The sequence below is a fragment of the Paenibacillus tuaregi genome, assembly GCF_900086655.1.
GTDB lineage: Bacteria > Bacillota > Bacilli > Paenibacillales > Paenibacillaceae > Fontibacillus > Fontibacillus tuaregi.
The window spans coordinates 3,975,417-4,000,007 of record NZ_LT575476.1 but is presented as its reverse complement, the minus strand read 5'-3'; the positions used below and the strand labels follow the sequence as shown (position 1 = coordinate 4,000,007).

General features: G+C 51.5%; 25 protein-coding genes. 16 read left to right on the top strand and 9 right to left on the bottom strand.

All coding sequences use genetic code 11. The features are described from left to right. The first annotated feature begins 1 nt into the window (after position 1). Complete coding sequence (locus BN6628_RS17930) at positions 2–1,201, top strand: efflux RND transporter periplasmic adaptor subunit (protein ID WP_068619748.1); 1,200 nt, start codon at positions 2–4, stop codon at positions 1,199–1,201. A 101-nt stretch (positions 1,202–1,302) separates the two neighbouring features. Here BN6628_RS17930 and BN6628_RS17925 read toward each other — a convergent pair whose 3' ends face one another. Further along, a complete protein-coding gene (locus BN6628_RS17925) occupies positions 1,303–2,175 on the bottom strand; it encodes an EcsC family protein (RefSeq protein ID WP_068619747.1) in 873 nt (290 codons plus the stop codon). A 198-nt stretch (positions 2,176–2,373) separates the two neighbouring features. Between BN6628_RS17925 and BN6628_RS17920 the strand changes: the two genes are divergently transcribed. Next, entirely contained in the window at positions 2,374–3,282 is a 909-nt protein-coding gene (locus BN6628_RS17920) for a phosphotransferase family protein (RefSeq protein ID WP_157692486.1), read from the top strand. A gap of 166 nt (positions 3,283–3,448) precedes the next feature. Here BN6628_RS17920 and BN6628_RS17915 read toward each other — a convergent pair whose 3' ends face one another. The 5 genes from BN6628_RS17915 to BN6628_RS17895 are packed head-to-tail and all read right to left on the bottom strand — an operon-like array spanning position 3,449 to position 7,553. Continuing rightward, positions 3,449–3,652 (bottom strand): hypothetical protein, encoded by a 204-nt coding sequence (locus BN6628_RS17915; RefSeq protein WP_068619745.1) that lies wholly within the window; start codon positions 3,650–3,652, stop codon positions 3,449–3,451. 31 nt (positions 3,653–3,683) lie between these two features. Continuing rightward, entirely contained in the window at positions 3,684–3,980 is a 297-nt protein-coding gene (locus BN6628_RS17910; protein ID WP_068619744.1) for a DUF2642 domain-containing protein, read from the bottom strand. A gap of 25 nt (positions 3,981–4,005) precedes the next feature. After that, positions 4,006–5,031, bottom strand: a complete 1,026-nt coding sequence (locus BN6628_RS17905) for a polysaccharide pyruvyl transferase family protein (RefSeq protein ID WP_235847662.1) — start codon at positions 5,029–5,031, stop codon at positions 4,006–4,008. Then, the gene (locus BN6628_RS17900) at positions 5,028–6,533 is read right to left on the bottom strand and encodes a glycosyltransferase family 2 protein (protein WP_068619743.1); all 1,506 of its coding nucleotides are present in this window, start codon (positions 6,531–6,533) and stop codon (positions 5,028–5,030) included. Before BN6628_RS17900 ends, BN6628_RS17905 begins: the two co-directional genes overlap by 4 nt. Beyond that, the gene (locus tag BN6628_RS17895) at positions 6,534–7,553 is read right to left on the bottom strand and encodes a glycosyltransferase (protein WP_068619742.1); all 1,020 of its coding nucleotides are present in this window, start codon (positions 7,551–7,553) and stop codon (positions 6,534–6,536) included. Between the two features lie 289 nt (positions 7,554–7,842). Here BN6628_RS17895 and wecB point away from each other — a divergent pair, with 289 nt between their 5' ends. The 12 genes from wecB to BN6628_RS17835 all read left to right on the top strand — a co-directional run bounded on the left by wecB (position 7,843) and on the right by BN6628_RS17835 (position 17,693). Further along, positions 7,843–8,952 (top strand): non-hydrolyzing UDP-N-acetylglucosamine 2-epimerase, encoded by a 1,110-nt coding sequence (gene wecB, locus BN6628_RS17890; RefSeq protein WP_068619741.1) that lies wholly within the window; start codon positions 7,843–7,845, stop codon positions 8,950–8,952. A 202-nt stretch (positions 8,953–9,154) separates the two neighbouring features. Then, positions 9,155–10,036 carry an AraC family transcriptional regulator gene (locus tag BN6628_RS17885; RefSeq protein WP_068619740.1) on the top strand — a complete coding sequence of 294 codons (882 nt, stop codon included), beginning with the start codon at positions 9,155–9,157 and terminating at the stop codon, positions 10,034–10,036. A gap of 165 nt (positions 10,037–10,201) precedes the next feature. After that, positions 10,202–11,191, top strand: coding sequence for an N-acetylglucosamine kinase (locus BN6628_RS17880; protein WP_068619739.1), 990 nt, complete (start codon positions 10,202–10,204; stop codon positions 11,189–11,191). Then, a complete protein-coding gene (locus BN6628_RS17875; RefSeq protein ID WP_068619738.1) occupies positions 11,191–12,498 on the top strand; it encodes a 6-phospho-beta-glucosidase in 1,308 nt (435 codons plus the stop codon). The genes BN6628_RS17880 and BN6628_RS17875 overlap by 1 nt, the downstream gene beginning before the upstream one ends. A 212-nt stretch (positions 12,499–12,710) precedes the next feature. Next, the gene (locus tag BN6628_RS17870; RefSeq protein WP_068619737.1) at positions 12,711–12,998 is read left to right on the top strand and encodes a Dabb family protein; all 288 of its coding nucleotides are present in this window, start codon (positions 12,711–12,713) and stop codon (positions 12,996–12,998) included. Positions 12,999–13,011: 13 nt separating this feature from the next. After that, a complete protein-coding gene (locus tag BN6628_RS17865) occupies positions 13,012–13,434 on the top strand; it encodes a DUF86 domain-containing protein (RefSeq protein ID WP_068619736.1) in 423 nt (140 codons plus the stop codon). A 533-nt stretch (positions 13,435–13,967) separates the two neighbouring features. Continuing rightward, entirely contained in the window at positions 13,968–14,309 is a 342-nt protein-coding gene (locus BN6628_RS17860) for a YtxH domain-containing protein (RefSeq protein ID WP_068619735.1), read from the top strand. 265 nt (positions 14,310–14,574) lie between these two features. Further along, positions 14,575–15,387 carry a glutamate racemase gene (gene racE, locus BN6628_RS17855; protein ID WP_187386178.1) on the top strand — a complete coding sequence of 271 codons (813 nt, stop codon included), beginning with the start codon at positions 14,575–14,577 and terminating at the stop codon, positions 15,385–15,387. A 305-nt stretch (positions 15,388–15,692) separates the two neighbouring features. Beyond that, a complete protein-coding gene (locus BN6628_RS17850; RefSeq protein WP_235847661.1) occupies positions 15,693–16,613 on the top strand; it encodes a M14 family metallopeptidase in 921 nt (306 codons plus the stop codon). Positions 16,614–16,782: 169 nt separating this feature from the next. Beyond that, entirely contained in the window at positions 16,783–17,022 is a 240-nt protein-coding gene (locus BN6628_RS17845; RefSeq protein WP_068619734.1) for a hypothetical protein, read from the top strand. 104 nt (positions 17,023–17,126) lie between these two features. Next, positions 17,127–17,435: a HesB/IscA family protein gene (locus BN6628_RS17840; protein WP_068619733.1), complete on the top strand. Its 309-nt coding sequence runs from the start codon at positions 17,127–17,129 to the stop codon at positions 17,433–17,435. A gap of 24 nt (positions 17,436–17,459) precedes the next feature. Continuing rightward, the gene (locus tag BN6628_RS17835) at positions 17,460–17,693 is read left to right on the top strand and encodes a YuzB family protein (protein WP_068619732.1); all 234 of its coding nucleotides are present in this window, start codon (positions 17,460–17,462) and stop codon (positions 17,691–17,693) included. Between the two features lie 353 nt (positions 17,694–18,046). Here the strand turns inward: BN6628_RS17835 and BN6628_RS17830 are convergent, their stop codons facing one another. Both BN6628_RS17830 and BN6628_RS17825 read right to left on the bottom strand, forming a co-directional pair. Further along, positions 18,047–20,005: an LTA synthase family protein gene (locus BN6628_RS17830; protein ID WP_235847739.1), complete on the bottom strand. Its 1,959-nt coding sequence runs from the start codon at positions 20,003–20,005 to the stop codon at positions 18,047–18,049. Between the two features lie 60 nt (positions 20,006–20,065). Next, the gene (locus BN6628_RS17825; RefSeq protein WP_068619730.1) at positions 20,066–21,205 is read right to left on the bottom strand and encodes a THUMP domain-containing class I SAM-dependent RNA methyltransferase; all 1,140 of its coding nucleotides are present in this window, start codon (positions 21,203–21,205) and stop codon (positions 20,066–20,068) included. A 173-nt stretch (positions 21,206–21,378) separates the two neighbouring features. Here BN6628_RS17825 and BN6628_RS17820 point away from each other — a divergent pair, with 173 nt between their 5' ends. Further along, entirely contained in the window at positions 21,379–22,020 is a 642-nt protein-coding gene (locus BN6628_RS17820; RefSeq protein WP_068619729.1) for an O-methyltransferase, read from the top strand. 104 nt (positions 22,021–22,124) lie between these two features. Here BN6628_RS17820 and BN6628_RS17815 read toward each other — a convergent pair whose 3' ends face one another. Then, a complete protein-coding gene (locus tag BN6628_RS17815) occupies positions 22,125–23,342 on the bottom strand; it encodes an MFS transporter (RefSeq protein WP_068619728.1) in 1,218 nt (405 codons plus the stop codon). A gap of 170 nt (positions 23,343–23,512) precedes the next feature. Between BN6628_RS17815 and hemE the strand changes: the two genes are divergently transcribed. Further along, the gene (gene hemE, locus BN6628_RS17810) at positions 23,513–24,562 is read left to right on the top strand and encodes a uroporphyrinogen decarboxylase (protein ID WP_068619727.1); all 1,050 of its coding nucleotides are present in this window, start codon (positions 23,513–23,515) and stop codon (positions 24,560–24,562) included. Positions 24,563–24,591: the final 29 nt, after the last annotated feature.

Genomic DNA, 24,591 nt, shown 5'->3' with positions numbered 1-24,591 from the left:
AATGAATGAAACCATGAACAGAAAAATAAAACTCAAGCGGGTTATCGCGGCCGCATGTTTGGTGCTTGCAGTAACTGCCGTGGCCGCTGGCTGCTCTTCTCCGGAACCCGCCTCGACTCCGGCGGCGACAGCGGAGCGAATGGTGAAGGTAGAGCCCATTGGGAAGCATTCCATGGGACCGCCTAGGGAGCAGGTAGCGGATGTGAATGCGGCTGTACAGGTGGGGCTTGTAGCCCAAGCAGCCGGCGCTGTGACCGAAATTCTGAAGAGCAATGGAAGCACGGTATCCAAGGGAGAGGTCATTGCCCGTATCTATCCCGGTGCGGCGGCCGTGTCGGTTAGTTCAGCGGAGGCGGCGGTGAAGAGTGCTGAGAGAGCGCTCCAGACGGCTAGGTCGGAGCTGGCCTCCAGCAAGGCCCAGCTCGAGAGGACGATTGCCACTTACGAAAGACAGCTTAAAGAAGCTGCAAGGGCCAACAATGAGGACTTGTACAATACAGCGAAGGATAGTTTGGAGTCATCCAAGCAGCAGCTTACGTATTTGGCTTCCAAAAGCTCGGTGCCTGCGGCGGAATCTCAGCTTCAGAACGCCCGGGTTTCTTTGGAACAGGCAAAGGAAACCCTAGCCACTTATAGCATCAAGGCTCCCTCCAGCGGCACGCTGGCCGAGCTTGAGCTCGTTCCAGGGACAGCAGTCTCTCCCGGAACGAAGATCGGTACGATTCTGGACACGAAGCGGATGTCCATCAAGGCGGAGCTCAGCGAGGAAGCAGCGGGACTGGTCAGAGGCAAAAAGGTGCTGTCCCTTTATTATGCCGACAAGCCGTCCGAGGCTCGCCGGATTAAGGTCGATTATATTGCTAAGGTACCAAGCTCAACTACCCGCCTGTACACCTTGCAGTTAACAGCCGATAATCAGGATGGCTTCTTCACCCCGGGTTCACGGGTACAGGTGCAGCTGACCACTGAAGAAGAGGAACAATCGGTCTCTGTCCCGTCATCAAGCATTGTCAGAGAAGGAACAGATGCGTATATCTTAATATTAGAGGGGGAGATCGTTCATAAACGCAAAATCACTCTAGGTCGAATTCAGGATATCTATCAGGAGGTGCTGAAAGGAGCCGCGGTTGGAGAGAAGCTTGTCATCTCCGGACAGCACATGCTTAAAGACGGGGATAAGGTTACTTTGCAGAAAAAATAAATGATACAGCAAAGTGAAGAAGCGGAGCGCCCCAAAAGGGTAACCTTCATAAGTTTATTTTATATAACACGTAAGGAAAGCCCGGGAAATCCCGGGCTTTGTTAAGAGAGGTCAAGCTGCCGCATTCGTTCAAGAATGCGGCGTTTCCGGTACAGCATGGTGGCTGCTTCCGCCACATCCTGCAGTGTGCCCCGGTTAATGATAGCGCCGAATACCGCGCCTGCAACCGGAACAAGCTGGAACAGCTTCTTCCATCCGAAGTTGTCGCGGTATGAAGCGACAACTTCCCGCCAGCCCTGAAGCTGAGAGAGAGATTCACGCTGGCGGTCCGGATTATCGAAGCTTGTGAGATCCTCAAGCACAGCCTTTTTCCCAACAATATCGGCTGAGGAGAACTGCAGGCATTTGATGACAAAAGCCCGCTCCAGCTTTTCCTTGGGATCATAGCCATATGTAATGGCAATTTCCTGGATCATCTTAAGCGATAAACCGAGAATAGCGGGAATGTCGATGGCAAGTGTGAACAATCCGCCAAAACCGGTAGTCGCTCCCTGTGCGGTGGCAAAGGTGGCCCGGCTCTCAGTCAGCTCCTCCGCGGTCTTGTCCATGACAGCGATGGGCAGGGAGCGGGCGGATTCCAAGGTTAGGGGCTGGTTTGATCTTAAAGCTGAATCTGCCGGGAGCTTTCCGGCTGTCTCTGCGGTACTGTAGAGCTTGGCAAGCACGGCATTCTCTGATACCAGATATTGCCCTCCGGTCTGAACGAAGCTGCCAATCTCATCAATGGCTTGGCCAAGATTTTTCTGTATAAATTTGGGGGTTAAACGGTCGAGAAGCATGAAGGGAAGGCGGCCGAGCTTCTCCCAGAACCACAGGTCTTTCTGGCTCTTCTCCCACGACTCTATATCCTTCAGCATCAGCTGTAATTCCTCATGAGATTCAGGGACTTGTTCAAATGCAGGTGTGTCCGGCATGAAATTAACCACTCCTTTTATAGGCGTATACGAATGAACCTGGGGCCAGGTTCCAGGAGAATACGTGTTAATTTTCTACTTGAAAACACTTTCAGTGTGTGCTGTGATATAGAAGAAACTTGTAATGAAGTAAAAATCTATTTGAATCGAGTGATTAATTTGGATAGCTTGAATAAAAGCAAATTAACGAGCACAGAATTGAAATCGATTGTGGGCCAACCGATCAAGTCAGTGACCGAACTTGCTGATGGCTGGGCAAATACGGCTTACTCCATAGTCCTATCTGATGGAACCCCGCTTGTGCTGAAGGTTGCTCCGGCGAAAGACAAGCCGCTGATGCGCTGTGAACAGAATAACATGAGAACAGAAGTCGAAGCCTTAAGACTTGTAGCGAAGTCTGCCAATGTTCCGGTCCCCCGGGTTCTCAGCTATGACCCCTCGTGCAGTCTGGTTCCTTGTGAATATTTTATAATGGAATATATCCAGGGCACACCCTTGAATAAAATAAAAGCTTCTCTGTCTGAAGAGGAGTTGGCTGCTGTTCAAGAAGAGATTGGTGTCTATAATAAGCGGATTAATACGATTCAAGGGGAAACCTTCGGCCTGTTAGGAAGACCGGAGAGGGGCAGGATGACCTGGAAAGAAGTTTTTCACTCCATGATTGAAGGTGTATTGGCAGATGGGGAAGAGATCGGAGTGGTATTTCCCGAATCCTATGGGGAGATCAGACGTCAGATGCTCCGTCACTTTGATGCGTTGGACGAAGTAAAGGTGCCGTATCTGGTGCATTGGGATTTATGGGAAGGAAATGTTTTTATTCAAGATGGTAAAGTATCGGGAATCATTGATTTTGAGAGAGCCTTCTGGGGAGATCCGTTTATTGAATTCTTTTTTGGCCGTTTTGGTGCATCTCCAGCGTTTGAGCGGGGATATGGACGTTCGATCACAACGGAGGGAGAGCAGCGCAGAAGATTATTGTATAACTTGTACCTGGACTTGATTCTGGTTATTGAATGTGAATTCAGAAAGTATACGGATCAGAAACATATTGCCTGGACGTATGAAAATTTCAAAACAGGATTCGAGCAGCTGGTTACACGCTTCTAAATAATAAGCGGATCTTCTGAAGAAGCCTGTCTGTAGTAGATCAAAATAGCAAAGCGCCAATCCAAGGATAACCCCTTGAATTGGCGCTTTGTTTACTTTTTTGCAAAAATCCGTCCACTCTGTGGTAAGCCCGCTTGCTTATTGGGACGGCCTTCTTGCTGATTTTTTATGAAGCCACAACCCGAATAAATTCAACAGCTTGCAGCGGGATCAATGCAGTGTCGGTCTGGGGTCCATATATAATTGGGGGTACCTTAAGCACAAGCGTGGTATCTCCAACCGAGAGCAGGGTACCAGCGACCAAATCATTGGGGGTTAGTACCTCTACCTCTTTACCCACAAAGCCTTTAGCCAGACTCAAGAAATTCATAAGGATAGCTCCTTTCTTAAAACAAGTCGCATTAGTGCAGTACCGTGATCCGGGAATAAGGGATAAGCACCAGATCCCCGGTCGACTCACGGATTTCAAGAGAATCCGACGTTACCGTAAGAAGAGTTCCTTCTACCGTAGCGCTTGCGGTATTGACCGTAACAGTCTGCCCTACTTTGTCCTGCAAAGCAGCCTGCAGGGCAGGGTTGGGGAATATTCCGGATTCGAGATCATTCTCCAGCTCATTGAGCCGTTCGGTCAGAATCAGCACGGATTCTTTCAGGTGCCTTACTTCCCGTCTAAGACGGCCTAATCCTAGAAAACACATAAGAGTTCCTCCTTCAAAATAGCGTTTACTTGTTATGCCAGTGAACGTACTTTTCTATTTCTTTGCGCAGCCTCAGCAGGCTTCGCAGACTCTCGCGTTCGGCCAACCGGAACCGGTGCTCCCGAAAGCGGACCAGGTCGGGACCATTTGTGAGGAAATCATCGATTACCGCTGAGTACCCCTCCAAGGGTTCGCGGTAGTCACAGTAATATTTCTCCATACCGAACAGCTGAAGCAGGCTCCTTACCTTGCTCATGCCGCTGAAAGCCAGGGCCGGGATACCGGCCCGTAGGGCAACAAGGGTCGGATGAAGCTTAAAGCTGATCAGGTAATCCACAGATTGAATGGCGCTGTAAGTGAGTTCTAGATCCAGAAGCAGCGGCAGGATATCCACCGAGGCATGTGGAGCAATCTCCCGAAGCCGGGTTTTGATCCGTACACACATCGGATAATCTGAATATCCGCCCCCGTTCGGATGATTGACGGCAGGGATTAGTCTGAGGTGGTAGCCACGGTCAGACAGAGACTTCATCAGCGAGACGAATGAATCAAATGGAAAAGAATCATACGAGAATACACAGATGCCAATGGTTTTGCGGGCAGACGGTTTCTTATAAGGAAATTTCGGCTGCCTGTATCCGAAGGCGAGATCCGGGGCGGTCTCCACATCACTGTGGAACCGGGCCCGCTTCGCAATTTCGGCAGATCTTGAATCACGGAACACCGCCCGCTTCGCCCTGCTGATCACCTCACGGTACTTCTCTACCTGATCGGCAGGCCAGGTCTCCTCCGGGTAGGCGTCAACAATACCGACACCGTACAGCCAGGTGGGTTTGTCTTTGAGTGCAGGTGGAAAGTAGTTGGTGTTGAAGGCATAAGGGGTAATCAGGTCACCGCCTCCAATAATCACCGCATCTGTTTTGGCGGCATCAAGCTGGTTATTCCAGGGATAGACCTGGTGCGGATGAAAGACTTGCTGAAACGTGCGCAGAAACAAATCATCCCCGAAATTGCCCATGCCATAATAACCGCAGACTGCGATATTCATCATAGGTGTCCTCCTTTCTTGTTGTCCACCAGGTTTTGAATCCAGGCGGGATACTTCTTGCTGCCGCGCTGGCTGACGCTGGAGGCGCGAAGCACACGGTTGTAGAGCGGCCAGTCAACCACGGCCGGCTCAGGATGCTCCGCGAGCAGCGCGCCGCAGACGGCGATGTCCTCGAACAGCCGGCCGTCATCGCCGGCTGGAATCGGCCATCCGCCGATCCCGCGCAGCATCGCTGCGCGGTAGAACCGCGGCACCAAAGGCGCGGCCCCCGCAGGGTCCGCCCGGTGCCCGCGGTAAGGCTGGACACCCCGCCACAAGGGACCCAGGTGGCGGGTGCCCTGCCACAGAGCACTGCTGCCGGTTGCGATAGCCGCTTCCGGCGAGCGGTCCATGATGGCTGTGAGCTGCGCCACAGCCTCGGGCTGGAGCCAGTCGTCCCCGTCCAGCTCCAGCACATATCTGCCCCGCGCCAAGGGGAGCAGCTCGTTCAGCACGAACGCCTTGCCGCGGTTCGGACTGAAGCGGTGCACCCGGATGCGCGGGTCACTGTACAGATAGGGGAGATCTGCGGTCCCGTCCTCGGACCCGTCATCCCCGATGAGCAGCTCCCAATCTGGGGAGGTCTGGGCCAGAACCGATCTTACAGCCCAGCCCACCTCCCGGCGCATGTTATATACGGGAAGCAGAATAGAAACTTCAGGCACCGGAGAGTTCGGCTTGAAGGCCGCAGAGAAGGCGTTGTCCCGAGCGGGATGAACACATTCCCCGGGCGATTTATTTCCTGTGCAGTAATTTTGAGGCATAGCTGAAGCAGAATTGATACCAGCCTCATGGGATGGAGAATCGAGCTTGCACTCATGAGTTAGGAGTCGTGAAGCGGGATCAAGCTGGGGACTATATGCGTTCATCATACCTGAAGCCGCTACATTCCGGCGGGTGCCCGTTATGATGGGCACAATTCCTGCAAGCTGTTGTTGAAGCTCGGGAATGCGGAATTTCAAGCCGGTCCCTCGCTTCTTACTGCCGCCCCCCGCAGAGCTTTCAAATATAGACTGTGGTAAGGACTGTAGACCGTAGGAATTAGGCATCCATTCGTAAGGCAAGTACAGCGAGGATGGAAGGGGATAAAGGGGACTGGAGAGCATCTCCCTCAGATAATCCTTTTTCCAGAGAAAAGGAAGTAGAGAGGGGCAAGCTTTCGACGCTTGACCGCCCGCAGTTTCCCAGGACGGGAGTAGGCCCCTTACAGCGGGAGCACTTAGGAAACCGGATAAGGGCAGCCCGATAGCCAGGACAGCAGCATCCGTATTCCGGACTATGCTCTGCAAGAGAGGGTTCGGCAGACTTCTGTGAACCGCAGTAAGGATGGGATTCCAGATCACCCATTCACAGGAAGATTCACGCAGAGCGTGCTCAAGCTCCTGCTTATAGGCTTCAGGCCTGGACAGGCGTGAGTCCGGGATATTTGTCCCCCCATGGAGGATGAGCGGCGGATGAGGTTTCATTCAGAGAAGGCCCTTCTTCTTAAGCACTTCCTGAATAACCTCATTTCCCACGATTCCGCGTTCCTGCCAGCGGTTATGCCTTGCATAACCGATCCGCGCCTGCCGGTTCTCCCGGGTGTCCGGGTGTGCCAGCATAGCCGCAAGCTTAGCCGCAAAATCATCATGGGTCGTCGCTGTTGTGACATAAGGCTCCATATGAATGCATTCCGGCAGTGCTGTAGATAGAACTCTAACACCTGCTGCCAAATACTCATAGGCCTTAATCGGATTGGTCGCAAGCGTGATCGGATGATATTGGAATGGAATCATGGCCACATCGATATGGGGCAGATATTGTTTTAGAACACTGTGCGGCTTTTCGCCCAGCACGTGGACATTTGGAAGCTCGGTATAGGACGGAATGTCGCCGTATGGCGCTCCGATTGAGACGAAGTTCACCTCAGGAAATGCACGGGCCAGCTTCTCAAATAAAACATGATCAATCCAGTATGCCCATGCTCCGATATATGCCACAACCGGGCCTTCAGGAAGGTCGGAAGGACGGGGCCCTTTGGTTAGATCTAACAGGGACTGATCCGCAGCATTGGGAATCAGGGTGACCGGCTTCTCAGGATAGGCCAGTTCCAGCCTTGTCTTGATGGACAATGCGGTTGCCACAAGGTGGTCGGATGCATCTACCATTTTGTTCTCGTATTTGGCCCAATGGGGAAATTCATCACAGCAGTCGTAGATGACGGCGTCCGGCTTGAACAGCGGCAGTCTCGACCGCTGCTTGGACCAGGTCGTCCATATGACAACCGGATGTTCCTTGCGAAGCTTAGGAAGTGTCCTGGAAATAAAGCCTTGATGATCGGTAAATAGATGCACATTGGGCTCTACTTCTTCATAATGCTTCGAGAGCGGCGCAAGGTTCTCAAAAAAGACTTGATGCCCCAAGGCACCGAACTGGGTCATCAGCTGCTGGGGCCGCTGTTTCATGAACGTCCAATTCATCGTCTTGGGATATATAATAACAGCCAAGTTGCTTTTCCCTCCTTTATAAAAGCTTGCTCCATTCTATGCCATGCTAGCTTCATAGAGTCACACCAATTGCCTTAGTTTCAAGAAAATAGTGTGATATATGAAAAAAATCAAACCTCAGAGGGAGCTAATCTATTTTCACCGCAGTTATGATTCAGCTCTATCTAATGAAGGAAAAATTATACGGCAGGATGCCGATACGGAGGCCCTCGCTAATTCATAAGATAAGACTGAAATGGTAGATGATATAGAAGCTTCTACAGACTAAAGCAAGGGAGTGGAGCAAAGTATGAAAGAGATTCGTGTGCTTGTTGTTTTTGGTACAAGACCTGAAGCGATCAAGATGGCGCCGTTGGTTAAGGTGCTGGAGCGGACACCGGGCTTGAAGCCGGTAGTTTGTGTGACCGCGCAGCATCGGGAGATGCTGGATCAGGTGCTGCAGGTATTTGAGATCAAGCCGGATTATGATCTGGATCTTATGAAGCCGGGTCAGAGTCTTGCACAGCTGAGTGCTTCAGCTCTGATAGGCCTGGAGGGAGTTATTCGTTCCTCGGCCTGCCAGCTCGTGCTTGTTCACGGGGATACAACGACAGCTTTTATGGGCGCGCTGGCCGCCTATTACTCCCGGATTCCTGTGGGACATGTGGAAGCAGGCTTAAGAACATATGACAAATACGCCCCTTATCCCGAAGAGATGAACAGGGAGTTCATAGGAAGGGTTGCCGATTTGCATTTCGCCCCGACCGTGCAGTCCGCACTTCAGCTGGCTGCTGAGAACCGGATTGCGGGTGTGCATGTTACCGGGAATACGGTTATTGATTCGCTTAAATGGACGATTAACGAGAAGTTTTCCCATCCGCTGCTTGGAAAGCTTGATCACCGCCGTAAATGGATCCTCATGACGATGCACCGCCGGGAGAACTGGGGGAAGCCGATGGAAGAGGTATTTAAAGCGGTGGCTAAGGTTGCGGGCGAGCGCAAGGATATCGAGATTATTTATCCGGTTCACCCTAACCCTGAGATTGTTAAGCTTGCTCACAAGTATCTTGGAGGGAAGGAGCGGATTCATCTGACGGAACCGCTTGATGTGGTGGCAGCACATAATTTTATGGCACGCTGTCATTTTGTGCTGACAGATTCGGGGGGGATTCAGGAGGAGGCTCCATCACTGGGCAAGCCGGTTCTGGTTCTGCGGGACAAGACCGAGCGTCCCGAAGGGGTGGAAGCCGGCACCCTGCTCTGTATTGGCACGAAGATGGAACGGGTTCATTATGAAATGATAACGCTGCTGGATGATGAAGTGGCTTACCGGTACATGGCTGAAGCGAGTAATCCTTTTGGGGATGGCCATGCCTCGGAGCAGATTACCCAGGCCATTCTTGATTTTTTTGATAGATAAAGGTTCTAGTGGGGGGGGATCGTTCAAGAGTCTGGTTTGTTCGTGATAGAAGACGAGGGGTCTGAATAAATCATACTGAACTCTGGTCCATGGATGCTGATATGGTATGATAATGAGTACATGATAAGCTGAACGAACGCGTTATATTAAATGAACAAATCTAGTTATTTAAGTGATCTAACTATTAGAAAGGAGTTCCCTTGTGAAACCGTTACTTCCTACTCCCATTGCCCGGGATGACATCTATCTCCCCGCTGATTTTCCTCTGACGGCTTCAAGCTCTGTCGGGGTATCCCCCTCCTTTCAACGGCTTCATTGGCACAGGGCGCTTGAGATTAACCTGATTGCCCAGGGGAGCGGCACTTATGTAATCAATGGACGGGAGTATCCTTTTGGGCAAGGAGATCTGTTCTTGATCGATTCGGATGATCTTCACCGGGCCTATGAGGGACAGGATCTGCAAATGATCATTGTCATGTTCGATCCGGCGCTGCTTGCAGCCGGACAGCGGTTCGATCCCGAGCTGCTGCTCCCATTTCGAAACAGTGATTCCGGCTCCTCACACCACATTGTCAGCAGCGGCGGACAGAGCCAGGTTATGATTCAATATATCGAAAATATTCTGAAGGAATACAGGGCGAAGATGCGCTCCAGCCGTTCGGTCATTATTGCACAGTTAATGCTTTTCCTCGCCGAGGTCAATCGTCACTTCGGAACCGGATTTGAATCCGCGGATTTCATGCCTCCTCGGCAGTTGGAGCAGATGCGGGAGGTTATCCGAAATATGGAGCAGGACCTCTCCCGGCCCTGGACACTCAAGGAGCTTGCGGATCTTGTTCATCTTAGCCCTTCCCGCTTCAGCACCCTGTTCAGCCAGGCTGCTGGCAGCTCGCCCCTGAACTATCTGGTGCAGCTGAGGCTCTCTCATGCTGTCCAGCTGCTTGAGGAAGGAAGCGATCCTATTGTGGACATTGCCATCTCCTGCGGATTCCGAAATTTGTCTAATTTTAACCGGCTGTTCCGCAGGCATTTGGGTGTATCACCGAGGGAAATGCGTAGACGGTTGCACGGCAATCCGGCATAAATAGTAAGATAGTATCAGTTTGGAGGACTATTGCAGAAGAATGCATTAGTCCTTTTTTGTATGCTTAATACATGGAATGAGCTGAGGAATGCACCCATCGGACAGCCCAGACGTTTCAGCAGATCGTAAGCTGAAGTTCAATCCATATAGGAGGAGAGATGAGACATGGACTGCTACCTTGGTGTAGATGCGGGCGGAAGTAAGACGCACAGCCTGCTTGTGAATAGTAACGGGGATGTAATCGGGCGGGGCGCAGCAGGTAACGGCAACCATCAGACGGGTCTCAGGCAAGCGGAAGAGAATATCGCGCTGGCCTGCAGACTGGCCTTAGAAGAAGCAGGTGTTTCACAGTCTGAAGTGACATACGCCTTTTTCGGTCTTGCCGGTGCCGACCGGGAGCCGGATTTCGAAATTCTAAGGCCCATGATCGGTGCACTTGGATTCCCGAGACACCGCATTGCCTGCGATACGATGATCGCAATGCGTGCCGGAACATCGAGGTCCTACGGGGCGGTGATTATCAGCGGCACGGGATTTAACGCGGCTGCCCGCAGCCGCAGCGGCGAAGAGCTTCAATATGGAGGGTTCGGATATTTGTTCGGGGATGGGCTGGGAGCGGGAAGAAGCCTGGCGGATTTCGCCTTCCGTTCAGCGGTCCGGGCCTGGGATCTTCGGGGCAAGCCTACGCTGCTGCATGATCTGGTGCTGCGGGAGACCGGCTTCCCGGATGTGCCGCGCATGCTCGATGCGGCACTGGATGAACGCTTCCGTCCGCCGCTCAGGCTGGCTGAGCTGGTGTTTGAGGCCGCTCAGCTGGGGGACGAAGTCGCCAGAGAGTTTCTGTGGGAGCAGGGTACTGAACATGGCAATGCCGCAGCAGCCCTGATCAAACGTCTTGGCATGCAGAATGACGAGTTCGATGTGGTGCTTGGCGGGAGTGTGCTGGCCAAGAGCCAATACAGTGGTATGGTCGATGCCATCAAGGAAGAGCTTCGCAAGACTGCTCCAAGAGCATCGGTAACACGGATTACGATGGAGCCTGTTGCTGGCGCGGTGCTAAGCGCTATGGATTCCGCAGGGCATTCGGCAAGTGAAGAGGTTATTCGAAAACTTGAGCAATTTTCTTTTTCTAAAATGGAAGGAGAGCGAGTGTAATGAACAAACAAGGACTTAAGATTGCGGTAATTGGCGGAGGATCATCCTATACCCCTGAGCTGGTGGAGGGTCTGATTAAAGGCTACAACGATATGCCGATTTCGGAGCTATGGCTGGTGGATATCGAGGAAGGCAAGCATAAGCTGGATATCGTAGGCAATCTGGCCAAGCGGATGGTCCGCAAGGCGGGGATTCCAATGGAGGTTCATCTGACCCTGAACCGCCGGGAAGCCATCAAGGGCGCGGACTTTGTCAGCACACAAATGCGTGTAGGGCTTCTTGATGCCCGTAAGCTGGATGAACATATTCCGATTCGTCACGGTGTTGTTGGCCAGGAGACCACAGGCCCTGGGGGCATGTTCAAAGCACTGCGCACCATTCCGGTAATCCTGGACATCTGCCGGGACATCGAGGAGCTTGCTCCGAATGCCTGGATGCTCAACTTCACGAACCCAGCGGGTATGGTTACTGAAGCGGTAACGAAATATTCCAAGGTGAAGACTGTAGGCTTGTGCAATTCCCCAATCAACTTTAAGAAGTTCTTGGCAGAGGTGTATGAGGTGGATGAGAGCCGGGTGCTGCCTGAGTTCGTTGGCATCAACCATCTTCACTGGGTAACGTCCGCACTGGTTGACGGCGAGGAGAAGCTGCCTGAGATCCTTGCGGGAGAGCGTGAGTACTCAGCGAAGAACGTGCCTACCGTGGGCTGGGACAATGAGTTCCTTCGCTCCCTTGGCGCAGTTCCTACCTATTACCTGAAATACTACTATATGATGAACGAAATGTATGCTGAGATGAAAGAATCGCTGGAGAAGAACGGTACCCGTGCGGATGTGGTAAGCCGTGTGGAGAAGGAACTGTTCGAGCTCTATAAGGATGAGGCGCTGGAAGAGAAGCCGAAGCAGCTGGAACAGCGCGGCGGGGCTTATTACTCCGAGGCTGCTGTGAAGCTCATGCGTTCTCTATACAAAGGCAGCAATGATATCCAGACGCTGAACGTGCCAAACGGCGGGGTATTTGACTTCCTGCCTGAGGATGCCAGCATTGAGATCAACTGCATCGTGACTGGTGAAGGACCCGTACCGATCATGCCGACCCATGTGCCTGAGCATGTGAAAGGCCTGCTTCATGCGGTGAAGTCCTATGAGAGCACAGCAATTGACGCTGCGGTAACTGGGGACAGAGGTCTTGCTCTGCAGGCGATGGCCCACCATCCGCTCGTGCCTTCCGTAACTGTCGGCAAAGCGATTCTGGATGAAATGCTGGAAGCCCACAAGAAGCACCTGCCACAGTTCTTTAACAATTAATTTCCTTCTTTAAAGAGAAAAGCCTTGGCCGATTGTACCTGGTCAAGGCTTTTTGAGCTGGCTGGTCTCAGGAATTTTGGGCTCGAACGCCGGTTATTTTTTTCATAGCCTCTTCATAATCGGCTGCTGCTTTTGCTTTTCACCCAACCGTGATATATTTGCCTAAGGGTTAATCTTGGGTTTACCATTCCGATCTACAAGGAGAGAGCGAAATGATCAAACATGTCGTCCTGTTTAAATTGAAGGATTCTTCACCGGAAAGTGTGGAAAGAACGGTATCGGTGCTTCGCGGCCTGGAGGGCAAGGTGGAGCAGCTGATCGATATCCAGGTCGGTGCGGATGTGATTCATTCGGAGCGTTCTTATGATATTGCTTTAATTGCGACCTTCGCTTCGCTGGAAGATTTGCAGGGCTATCAGGTTCATCCTGAGCATAAGAAAGTGATTGAGCATATGGTGGAAGTTCGGGAATCACAGGTTGCCGTTGATTATGAATTTTAAGGGGCTTTGATGCATGTATTATGTGAACCGGGAACAAATTGAGCGGCGGCTGGACATGCTTCCGCAGATTATAGAGGTGTTGAACCAGGCAGATTCGGATCAGGAGCCTGATCTGATCTTGGCTTTTGCAGAGGAAAGAGCGCTTCATCTTAGCATTGAAGTCGTTACGGACGTTGGCAGTTATCTGATCGACGGCTTTATTATGCGTGATGCCAGCAGCTATGAGGACATTGTCGACATTATGCTGGATGAGAAGGTCGTTGATGCAGAACTGGCAGCGGTGCTTACCGGTCTGGTCAGACTGCGCAGGCCGCTGGTTCAGGAGTACTTCGACTGGAGGAAAGACGGACAAGGCAAGCCGGGAGCCGACCTGCCGGAGGCGCTGGCGACTTTCGCCCAGAACGTGCGGGATTACCTGGACCGGGAACTTCAATAAGTGCCAAGATGAGGTTAATCTGGCTGAAGGTAAGACTTCTCCGCAGCTAGCGGGGAAAAGCAGGATAAGCCTGAACCAGTGGATGGATTGATCCGGGTTCGGGCTTTTTTTTGCGCTGTGTTAAACTATACCGTTCACGAATACAGATTAGGACAAGGATCTTCGCCACCTATCATTTCACATTTAACGCCTTTAGAATCTTTTCTTTAGTCTGGCTTAATCGTTGTTCGGCCCCATGTGAATGAAGTGGTTCACTCCAGGAAAATCCATCACCTTCGTATCTTGGAATAAGGTGAATAGGGTAGAACACTCCATTTACTGCATCACTCCATCCTATTAACATAACTTTAGTATTCGTCTCCGTGTACTCGTATTCCTAGCTGTACTGCCAGACTCGTACAATGAAAAATAATTCTCCCAAAGCTGTGTCAAGACGAGCCCAGGCTGCTTATAATGAATCAACATTATAGGCATTCGCCCTGATATTCAGGTGGAAGGCCGGAGTATCCGGATGCCAGAGGGAGAGATGTAAAGTGAGTCAAAAGAATTTCTGGTTGGGTGCACTCGTAGGCAGTCTGGTCGGTTCAGCGGCAGCCTTATTGCTGGCTCCGAAGAAGGGCAGCGAGCTGCGTAAAGATATTGCTGACGGAGCGCGTCAGGTTAGCGACAAATCCCGCGAGGTGGCCGGGAAAGTAGGCGAGCAGACCTCGGAGGTCATTAACAAGGTCAAGGGCAAAGCCCAGGACGTCGTCAGCAGCATCCAGGCTCTTCGTGACAAGAAGGCAAAATCGGGTGCCGAAGAGGAGCTGGTGGTTGAAATCTCCTCGGAGGAGAACCAAACTGAGACTTCAGATACCACTCAGGCTGCCAAATAACCACGCAAGCTTGGAAAAAAAAAGACCCTTATAGGATGAACTAAGAACAGGAGAGCGGCAAGCTAGTATCTAAGCCCATTTTACATGGTCTCTCCTGTATGTCAGCTTAATCTATATAAGGATCTTTTGTTGCCTCATCCAACATCTTCCACTTTCCTTGTCCCTCCGTATAAATTGGGTTAATATTTAGGTACGCTTTATGACCGGATATCATAAAGTAACGGTGAGAATATTTGGAGTGAATGATTATGACAAAGGAAGCGGGATGTTCGTGCAGCAAGCTATCGCAATATTAGATTCGGGTGTGGGGGGACTAACTGTTGTCAGAGAAGTTATGCGCCAGCTCCCCCGGGAGAAGGTGATCTACTTCGGTGACACTGCCCGTACTCCCTATGGCCCGCGTACACCGGAGGAAGTCCGCTTGTTCACGGAGCAGATCGTGGACTACTTGATTCAGTTTAAACCGAAAATGATCGTAATTGCCTGTAATACCGCAACCGCGGCCGCTCTGGACTACATTAAGGCCAAAATGAATATTCCTGTCATTGGGGTCATCCGTCCGGGCGCACGCGCAGCCATCAGCGCCACCAAGACGGGGCATATCGGGGTCATCGGGACAGCGGGAACGATACACAGCGGCGCTTATCCGGCTGCCTTACGTGAGCTGTCTCCTTTCGTCCATGTGGTCAGTGAGGCCTGTCCCACACTGGTGCCGCTTGTAGAACGTGGAGTGTTCGATACGATGGAGACACAGGAAGTCGTCCGGGATGCCTTGAAAGGGATCAAACAGAATCCGATGGACTGCCTCATTCTGGGATGCACTCATTATCCTTTTCTTAAAAAAGCGATCCAGCTAGAGATGGGACCAAAAGTGAAGCTGATCAGTTCCGCTGATGAGACAGCCCGTGAGATCAGCACGGTACTGTACCAGAAAGGACAGCTCGCTCAGGGGGATGAGACTCCTGTGCATCAGTTTTTCTGCAGCGGGGATGCCGAGATGTTCCAGACGATTGCCTGCGAGTGGCTGGGTGAGCAAATTAATCTTACACCTGTCGTATGGCAGAATCCGGTTTTATAAACAATCAGCTGCAACTTAGAGTAGGCTCCGGTGAACTTCAATGTTCTCCGGGGCCTATTGGCATTTATGGCACATTGGACAGAATCCCGGGCATACAATTGTAGAAATACCATATAGACATAGGCAGCACTCTGGCTCAGATCGAATAGACGCTATATAAGCTCCACGGGATATTTGGTTCAAGCATTTCGGTGACAAGAGAGGTCGTAAGAACACTCGGCATCGCAGCGTCCCAAAAGAGTAATCTTCATAAGTCATTTTATATAACCTTAACAAGGAAATATGAAGAAGAAGAGGAGGGGCTCATGGAATTCTGTTATCAGATGAACAAGAGGCGGATCGTGCAGACGGGCAATACTTATTTATACAAGGATATGGTGGCACAGCTTAAGCAGCTGCAGTGTGCCTATCCCCATTTTGAAGTGCTGGAAATCGGCCGAAGTGTAATGGGGAAGCCGCTTTATTGTATCCGGCTGGGCAGTGGGCCTAAGGCGTTCCATATGAATGGGGCGGTTCATGCTAACGAGTGGATTACAGCTCCGCTGCTGCTGCGTTTTATTGAGGAGACGCTCGCTTCGACGGTGGAAAGCTCAGAGCGCTGGAGCAGGGAAGCCTGCTCATGGCTTAAGGAGATTACCTTATGGGCTGTGCCGATGGTGAATCCGGACGGGGTGAATTTATCCCAGGAAGGGATTACACCGGCTCATGCGAATGCAGGCCAGCTGCTGGCCTGGAATCAGGGAAGTACGGATTTCAGCCGCTGGAAAGCAAATATTCAGGGAGTAGATTTGAATGATCAGTTCCCGGCTTATTGGGAGGAAGAGCAGCGCCGAAGGGCGATTCTTATGCCGTCTGCCCAGGATTACGGGGGAACTGCTCCGCTGACAGAACCGGAATCGAAAGCGCTTGCAGTTCTAACCCGGTGTGAAGACTTTGATCTTGCCGTCTCTTTGCACACACAGGGGAAGGAAATTTACTGGAATTATCGTGACATGGAGCCCAGCTATGCGGAGCACCTTGCCAGAAGGCTGGCTTATGTATCCGGGTATCGTGCGGTCAAGCTTACGGGCAGTGATGCAGGTTACAAGGACTGGTTCATTCAGGAGTTTAGAAGGCCGGGATTCACGATTGAAGCAGGTGAGGGAGTAAACCCTCTGCCAGCATCGGATTTTGAATCGATCTATGCGGAGGTGTCGGAGCTGCTCGCAGAGGTCATGAGATTCTGAGATTATTCAGAAGCCGGGAAAAGGGGTATCCTAAGGGTGTAGCTTATGAAGAAAGTTTTGCTTCGCAAAACTAAGCTTATGCTTTCGAAGTAAGTTTTGCTTCGCAAAACTTTTAGCGTATGCTTCTGATGCCAGTTTTGCTTTGCAAAACTTTTAGGAGGAGATTAACATGAAACTGCAAAAGCTATGGTCGCTCAAGCGCTGGGGCCATATTTTCCGGCGGCTGCCAAGACTGCTCACGTCCTCCAAAGTCCCTCTTCCCGAGAAGCTTCTGTTCCTGGTTCCAGCCGGATTGTATTGGGTTCTGCCGGATGTGATGCCCTTTATTCCGATCGATGACATCGCAGTAACGATGCTGCTCATGAATTGGTTCGTGACCCGTGCCGAACGCAAATATCCGGTTCAGTAGATCCGAAGTAATATATCCACCTCTTGATCTGCTCCTTGCGCGAAAGGGGCAGATTATTTACAATATTCATATTGGGTTTGTTACTATGAATAGGAGAGAGAGCCATGAGCGTTAAGATCACACGCAATGCTGCGAAAATTATAAAAAAAGAGCTGGAAAAGGAAGAAAACCAGGGTAAAGGTCTTGTTCTGAAGGTGTTTGTCACTCACTCCCATGGCGATCATGCCCACTATGGCATGGATTTGGCCAAGCCTACAGATAAGGATACCGTGGTGTCCACCGACAAGGAAATCGATGTGATTGTCGATCCGAATGAACCGTTCCTGGAAGGCGTAAAGATTGACTATCTGTATTTCCCTGAAGAGGGCTTTGTGATCACGAACCCTTCCAAAGGGAACCACGGTGACCACTAGTTTTGACAAAAGAAGGGATTTAGCATGGCTAACGATATTCGCGTATGCGATAAATGCAATTATGTGCGCCTCAAAACGTTTGTGCCCAAGCTCCAGAAGCTTGCTCCGGATGCGGAGATCAAGGTGGGCTGCAAGTCTTACTGCGGACCCTGCGGTAAACGGGCATTCGTCTATATTAACGGCCGTTATGTAAGTGCCCCGACTGAGGACGAGGTGCTTGCGAAAGCCCAGGCATTCGTGAAGAAGCCGCGCAAGTAATACGGCTGTCGACAGGCCGTAGACAGGTTGGATACTTCCCCGTTTATGTTACTGCCATTTGGATGTAAGAGTCCGGACAAGCCGTCAGGCTATCCGGACTTTTTTTGCATGCTCAAGGCCGCGGCAGGGCTTTAACGAAGACTGCTCCTTCGCATTTAACCCTGCTGTAACACACCGGCCAAAGAGCCATAACACTTGCCGGATACACTTAGGGCAGTTGACCGTGAAGCAGGTATCAACCTGCCTTACAGGGGACACTCCCTACCTCCATGAATAGATTCATGCCCCATCAACAGATCTCGTCAAGCCGTTAGAGGTGAAGCGGTCTGATATAAAAAAACTGCTCCGAAGGCCTAATGGCTCTTCGAAGCAGCTCCCTCAAACTTGTGAATGAGATCATATACAATCGTCTTATCCGAGTAATCCAATTGTTTCTTGGCTTCCTCATAGCCTTGCCGGGCACGCTCCACATTCGTCTTCTGACGGGTGGACAGATCGTAGCAGACTCCGTTCTCGAATACGCCGTCTGCAGACGGAATGTAATAAATGGTGCCATTCGTGAAGGCCCCAGAACGGAGAACGACCATTTTCTTACGCTGGTCGAAGATATCATTCCCCATCATATAGTAAGGCTTGGACGAGATCCCCAGCAGATGAAGCAGGGAAGGCGTCATATCCAGCTGACCGGCCGGCGCCTCATATACCCCGGCATGCTTGCTGTCCGGCAGATGCACAAGCAGAGGCACCTGATTCATAATCTGCTCCATATCCAGATCGTTTAGACTTCGTCCGAGAAATTGCTCATAATACTCCTTATCCTTAACGGAATTATCATGATCTCCATAGAAATAAAGAATCGTCTTGTCCCACAAGCCTTCCGCCTTCAACTGATCGACCAGCTGGCCTAGTGCCGCATCGGTATAATGAATAGCCTGAAGGTAATCGCCGAAGATGGTTCCGGCGAATGTGCCGGTATCCAGTTCCTGCAGCGGCTTCGGAAGCGCGTAAGGATGATGGCTGGATAAGGTAACCATATAAGAGTAGAAAGGCTTTTTCTCCTTACCCATGAAATCCAGAGACTGCTTGAAGAACGATTTATCCCCGAGCGACCAGCCCAGCGGCTCGTCGATGGTGTAGTCTTTTTTGCTGTAGAAGCGGTCGTAGCCCATATTCTTATACATCGTGTACCGGTTCCAGAAGCTGCTGTCATAGGCATGGAACGCTGCCGTATAATATCCATGCTCCTTTAAAATCTGGGGCAGGACATCATATTGGTGGTCAGGAAAGCGCGTAAACACGGAACCGGTTGGCAGCGGATGCAAGGAACTGTGGGAAGAGAAGTCCGCATCCGAGGTGCGTCCCTGGCCTGTCTGATGATAGTAATTGGAATAATACAAACTTTCCTTCATTAGTTTATTAAAGTTCGGGGTTATTTCTTGTCCATTGACCTGTTTCCCGATCATGAAGTTCATAAATGCCTCGGCCTGCACCACAATGATGCTGCTGCCCTTGTAGGCGCCGTAGGTCTCGTTCATCTCCGGGCGGTTCGCACGGGCATCATCGTACCATTTCTTGATATCCGAAATCTCTTGATCGGACAGCTGCTGCTTCGGTCCCCAATGCTCCTGGCCATACTTGTAGGCATCATAATAATGGAAGCCTAATAGTCCTGTCACATTGTACAAGGCGAGATTCCACCAGTTCCCCACGAACAAGCCGACTGCCCAGGTGGATGTGTAATAATTAATTGGCCCTAGGGCAAGCGCCAATCCCAGAGCCAGCGTAACCACACCGGTAATGAAGCGGGTCAGCACCCTTTTCAAGCGGGAGCCGCGGGCTTGGAACTGGTGTACAGTCAATATATCACGGCGCTTTCTCCGAGCCAGGACAAAGATCATTGGGATGTACAGCAGCCAGTCGATGAAGAACCAGATGTCTGTCCAATGAATCAGCTCGCGGATGCTCTCGCCAAGCTCTCCCACCTGGCCGGCCTGAAGCAGAACCGGAATAGTGATGAAATCCTGGAAATAACGATAGTACACCAAATCCGAGAAAATAAGTGCGGTAAGGAGAAGATTGAGAATGCTTAGTGCGATCCCCCGGCCTCTTCTGGGAAGCCATAAGGTCCAGAAGGATGCGGCCATGACCGAGCCGATGGCGATGACATAATCGAGCTTGCTCATATCAATATTGTTGGCGTGCAGGTGGGAGTGCATGTAAGCCAGCTTCCAGATCATAATCGCAATGAACAGGATGTACTCTATGTTTTTGTATTGGAAAATACGCTTGAGTGGCGCAGCCGCACCACTCATATTGAACTTATTCATCGTGAATCTCTAACTCCTTCCACGGCAAGAACCGTTTCCCCCGTCTTAGCGACGGGGAGGAAGCGGTCCGAGAAACTGAAGATACTGGCATTCGATCCGGCCGTTGAACAGCTTGCGGCGCTTGTCTGCTTTCTTATGGAAGTCCTGCTCGAACTGTTTGGTTGGCGTGATGGCGAAGAAGGACCAGGTCGGAAGACCAGCTGCGACTCTTCCCAGCTGGCTGATCAGCTTCCGGACCTCCTTCTCATCGCTAAGGCGCTCGCCATACGGCGGATTGGTTATCAGACATCCAAAGTCCCCTTGCGGAGTAATGCTGGCAGCCGGAAGCTTTTTGAAAGTGATTTCTTTGCCAAGACCTGCGCTTTTGGCCGCAGCCATGGCGATTTCGATCGCTTCCCCGTCGATATCGCTGCCCGTAATGTTCAGGGGAATATCGTCACGCACCGCATCGAACGCTTCTTCGCGGGCTTCCTGCCACAGCTCCTTCGGGATCACCGGCCAATTCTCGGAATTGAAGGAGCGCCGCAGCCCTGGAGCGATGTTCCAGCCGATCATTGCGGCTTCAATCGGTATCGTGCCTGATCCGCAGCACGGATCATAGAGCGGCCGGTGCGGACCCCAGCGGCTCAGCAGAATAAGCGCGGCGGCCAGAGTCTCCTTCAGCGGAGCTTCTGTTGCGTGCTTGCGGTATCCGCGCTTGTGAAGCCCGGGACCGGTTGTATCCAGTGTGAGCAGCGCTTTGTCATTCAGCAGGTTGACCTCGATGACATACCGGGGGCCATTTTCCTGGAACCACTCGGTACCGTAAGTCATCTTCAGCTTCTCAACAACCGCCTTCTTCACAATGCCCTGACACGCTGGCACACTGCTGAGCTGGGATTTGTGGGAGCGTCCCTCAACCGGGAATTCCCCATGAGCGGGAATCCAGTCCTGCCATGGGAGCGCCTTCGTTCCTTCGAACAGCTCGTCAAAGGTGACGGCGTTAAATTCGCCTAGCTTAACGAGAACACGGTCTGAGGTACGCAGCCACAGATTGCAGCGGCAGATATCGATCAGATCTCCTGTAAAATTAACGCGCCCGTTCTCCACGCGCACATCATCATATCCTAAGTCTTTAAGCTCACGCGCCACGACCGATTCGAGCCCCATCGGTGACGTGGCAATCAGTTCTAATTGCCTTGACATCTTCTCAACTCCATTTTGACTTGTGGGAAAGCTTCAAAAATCATACAATTTAGGTTGATATTCATTCAATATAGTATAGGACAATGTACATAAACATACAATTGGGGTTTGGTGTCGCACCACTCAACTACGTTCTTAATTTAATTAACGGAGTAAGAAAGGAAAATGTTTACATGAAAACGCCAGAACAATCGCCAGAACAATATAGTGAGGATCTATATCCAGCTGACGATACTTTAACCAGGGTCAAAGAATCCATTGCCGCCGCAGGGATTCGGGATGTCTCCATCGCGCCCGGCTACGGCCGGCTGTTGACGATGCTTGTTCAAATGTCCGGCGCCTCAAAGGTGCTTGAGATCGGGGCGCTTGGAGGTTACAGCGGAATCTGCCTAGCCCGGGGATTAACACAAAATGGTGAGATCGTCTCTCTGGAGCTTAAGCAGGAGAACGCAGACCTGGCCGGGCGCAATATGAGTGAGGCCGGTTACGGGGGGCAGGTCCGGTATATGGTCGGCCCGGCTTTGGACAGCCTGGAAGCCCTCCATGCCGAGGGGGAGAAGTTTGATTTCTTTTTTATTGATGCCGACAAGGAGAATTACCCGAATTATCTGGAATACGCGATCCGGTTGGCCCGGCCTGGCGCTGTGATCGCTGGGGACAACACACTTCTAAGGGGAAGAACGCTCGACTCCGACAAGAACGGCCCTTCTGTTCAAGCGATGCGTAAGTTCAATGAAACAATTGCCCAAGACGAGCGCTTGATCAGCACGTTTATTCCGGCTTATGACGGACTTGCGCTGGCTTTGGTAAAATAATTTTCTCCACGAAAGCGAAAATATAAAACCACCGGTCAGAGTTACTCCTGACCGGTGGTTTTTTGCTTGCTCTAGCCTGCCCTTGCAAGCTGGCATCCCCACCGTTACTGGAAGGAAGGCGTGTTCCGCCGGTGATGCTTGTACAGCTTGGCTCTGACCCAGACGGTGTTGGCCAGCAGGAGTACTCCGGAAATAATAAAGATCCCCTCCACACCGATGTATCCGGACAAGAGGCCGCCGATGGAGGCGCCCAGCATGTTGCCGAGGGCAAGGGTGCTGCTGTTGAAGCCGAAGGCCCGGCTCTCCATGCCGTCCGGGGTATAGGAACGGATTAGCGCGTTCACACTTGGCAGAAGCCCGCCCATGCAGATCCCCATCAGAAACCGGATGACCACAAGCTGCCATACGTTCTGGGCAAAGGCCTGGGGAATGAGCGTAAGGGCAGTCCCGATCAGGGCAAAGGTCAGAATCCGGTGGGCTCCAACCTTGTCACTTAACTTCCCGAGAATCGGGGAGGTGATCATGTTGGACAGTCCGGTCACCGCACTCACAAACCCTGCCCAGAACGACAGGTTAACCGCGCTGCCGTGCAGCTTCTCAACATAAAGCGGCAGCACCGACATCGGACTGATCATAGCGAACTGCAGCAGGAACGTGACGGCGAACAGCGCAGTAAGCTGCGGAGTCTTGTTTAATTCGCGGAATCCGGCAAGCACTGAAATCTGCGGGGTATGCGAGGCTTCCTCGCGGTCAAAATTCTCCTTGACCAGAAACAATGCCAGCAGCGAGGCCACGAGAAGAAGCCCGCCTGTAATATAAAATATAGGCCGGAAGCCGACCCAATCGGCAAGCAGCCCGCCGATGAGCGGTCCAAGAATTGTACCGGCTACAATTCCCGACTGCATAATGCCCATGGCGAAGCCCATGCGCTTCTTCGGAGTCGTGCCGGAGATCAGTGAGACCGCAGCCGGATTGAAGCCGGAGATGGTCCCGTTAAGCAGGCGAAGGGCAAGCAGCTGCCACGGAGCTGCAGCGAAGCCCATTAAGGTGATGACAACCGCCATGCCGAAGCCGGAGCGCAGGAGCATGACCTTTCTTCCGTAACGGTCTGCGAGTTTTCCCCAGATCGGCTGAAATATAAATGAGGTCGCAAAGTTGGCTGCGAATATGGTTCCGGCCCACAATCCGAGCGACCTTTCACCTTGCACGCCGAGATCCTGGGACAGATACAAAGCAAGAAAAGGAGTGATCATAGTCATCCCGGCATTCACCAGAAATTGACCAAACCACAACACGATGAGGTTAAGCTTCCAGGTTGGCAAGATGCAGCCACTTCCTTTCTAAAGTTCTATTATATCATAACGCTAAATTGTTTAATTTTAACGGATTTCATAGGATTGTCATGCCTTCTTCATCGATGACGGGTTGTTACTTACTTTTAAAAAGGGCATAATGGAATTTAGGGAAATTTTATAGATGGAGGCGTCTTCTCATGACCTATAATGATCGGTTCATCCGTGCTTGTCTTAAGCAGGAGGTGGATCAGCTGCCTGTGTGGTACATGCGTCAGGCCGGCCGCTATGATCCGGAATATCGTAAGATTAAAGAGAATTACAGCCTGCTGGAAATTTGCAAGCAGCCCGAGCTGGCAGCGGAAGTCACCATGATGCCGGTCAGGAAGCTTGGCGTCGATGCGGCTATTTTATATTCGGATATTATGAACCCGGTTGCTTCAATCGGGATTGATTTTGATATTGTTAAGAATATTGGACCTGTCATTGATAACCCGATCCGCACGGCTGCCGATATTGACCGTCTCCGTCCGATTGATGTGGAGAAGGATCTGCCGCATATTATGGAGACCATCCGTATTCTAGACCGTGAACTCAGCGTTCCGCTGATTACGTTTGCAGGAGCTCCATTCACGATTGCAAGCTATCTGATTGAAGGCCGTCCATCCAAGAGCTATATCCGCACCAAGAGCTTGATGTACGGCGAGCCTGAGCTGTGGCACCGTCTGATGGACAAGCTGGGAGACATGGTGATTGAATATCTGAAGCATCATGTGAAGAACGGCAGCAAGGCTTTCCAAGTCTTTGACAGCTGGGTAGGCGCCCTGTCGCCCAAAGATTTTGAGATTTATGTGCTGCCGACCATTACACGTATCTTTGCCGAACTTGAGTCACTCAATGTACCGAAAATATATTTTCCTGGAGTCAGTTCGGGAGAACTGCTGCCCACACTGAGAGGAATCAAGGCTGATGTGATTGGTCTTGACTGGCGTGTCTCGATTGAGGAAGGCCGCCGCCGGACCGGGGGAGGCTTCGCGGTACAGGGGAATCTGGACCCTTATGTCCTTACTGCCCCGATGGATGTTATTAAGCAGTACGCCAAAGAGATTATTGATGAAGGCATCAAGTCACCGGGATATGTGTTCAACCTGGGTCATGGCTTGTTCCCTGAGGCCTCGCTGGACAAGCTTCGCGAGCTGACGGAGTATGTGCACGAATACTCGGCGCAGGCGCTGCTCCACAGCAAGTAAGGATTACACGCATCACAACGACGCAATAA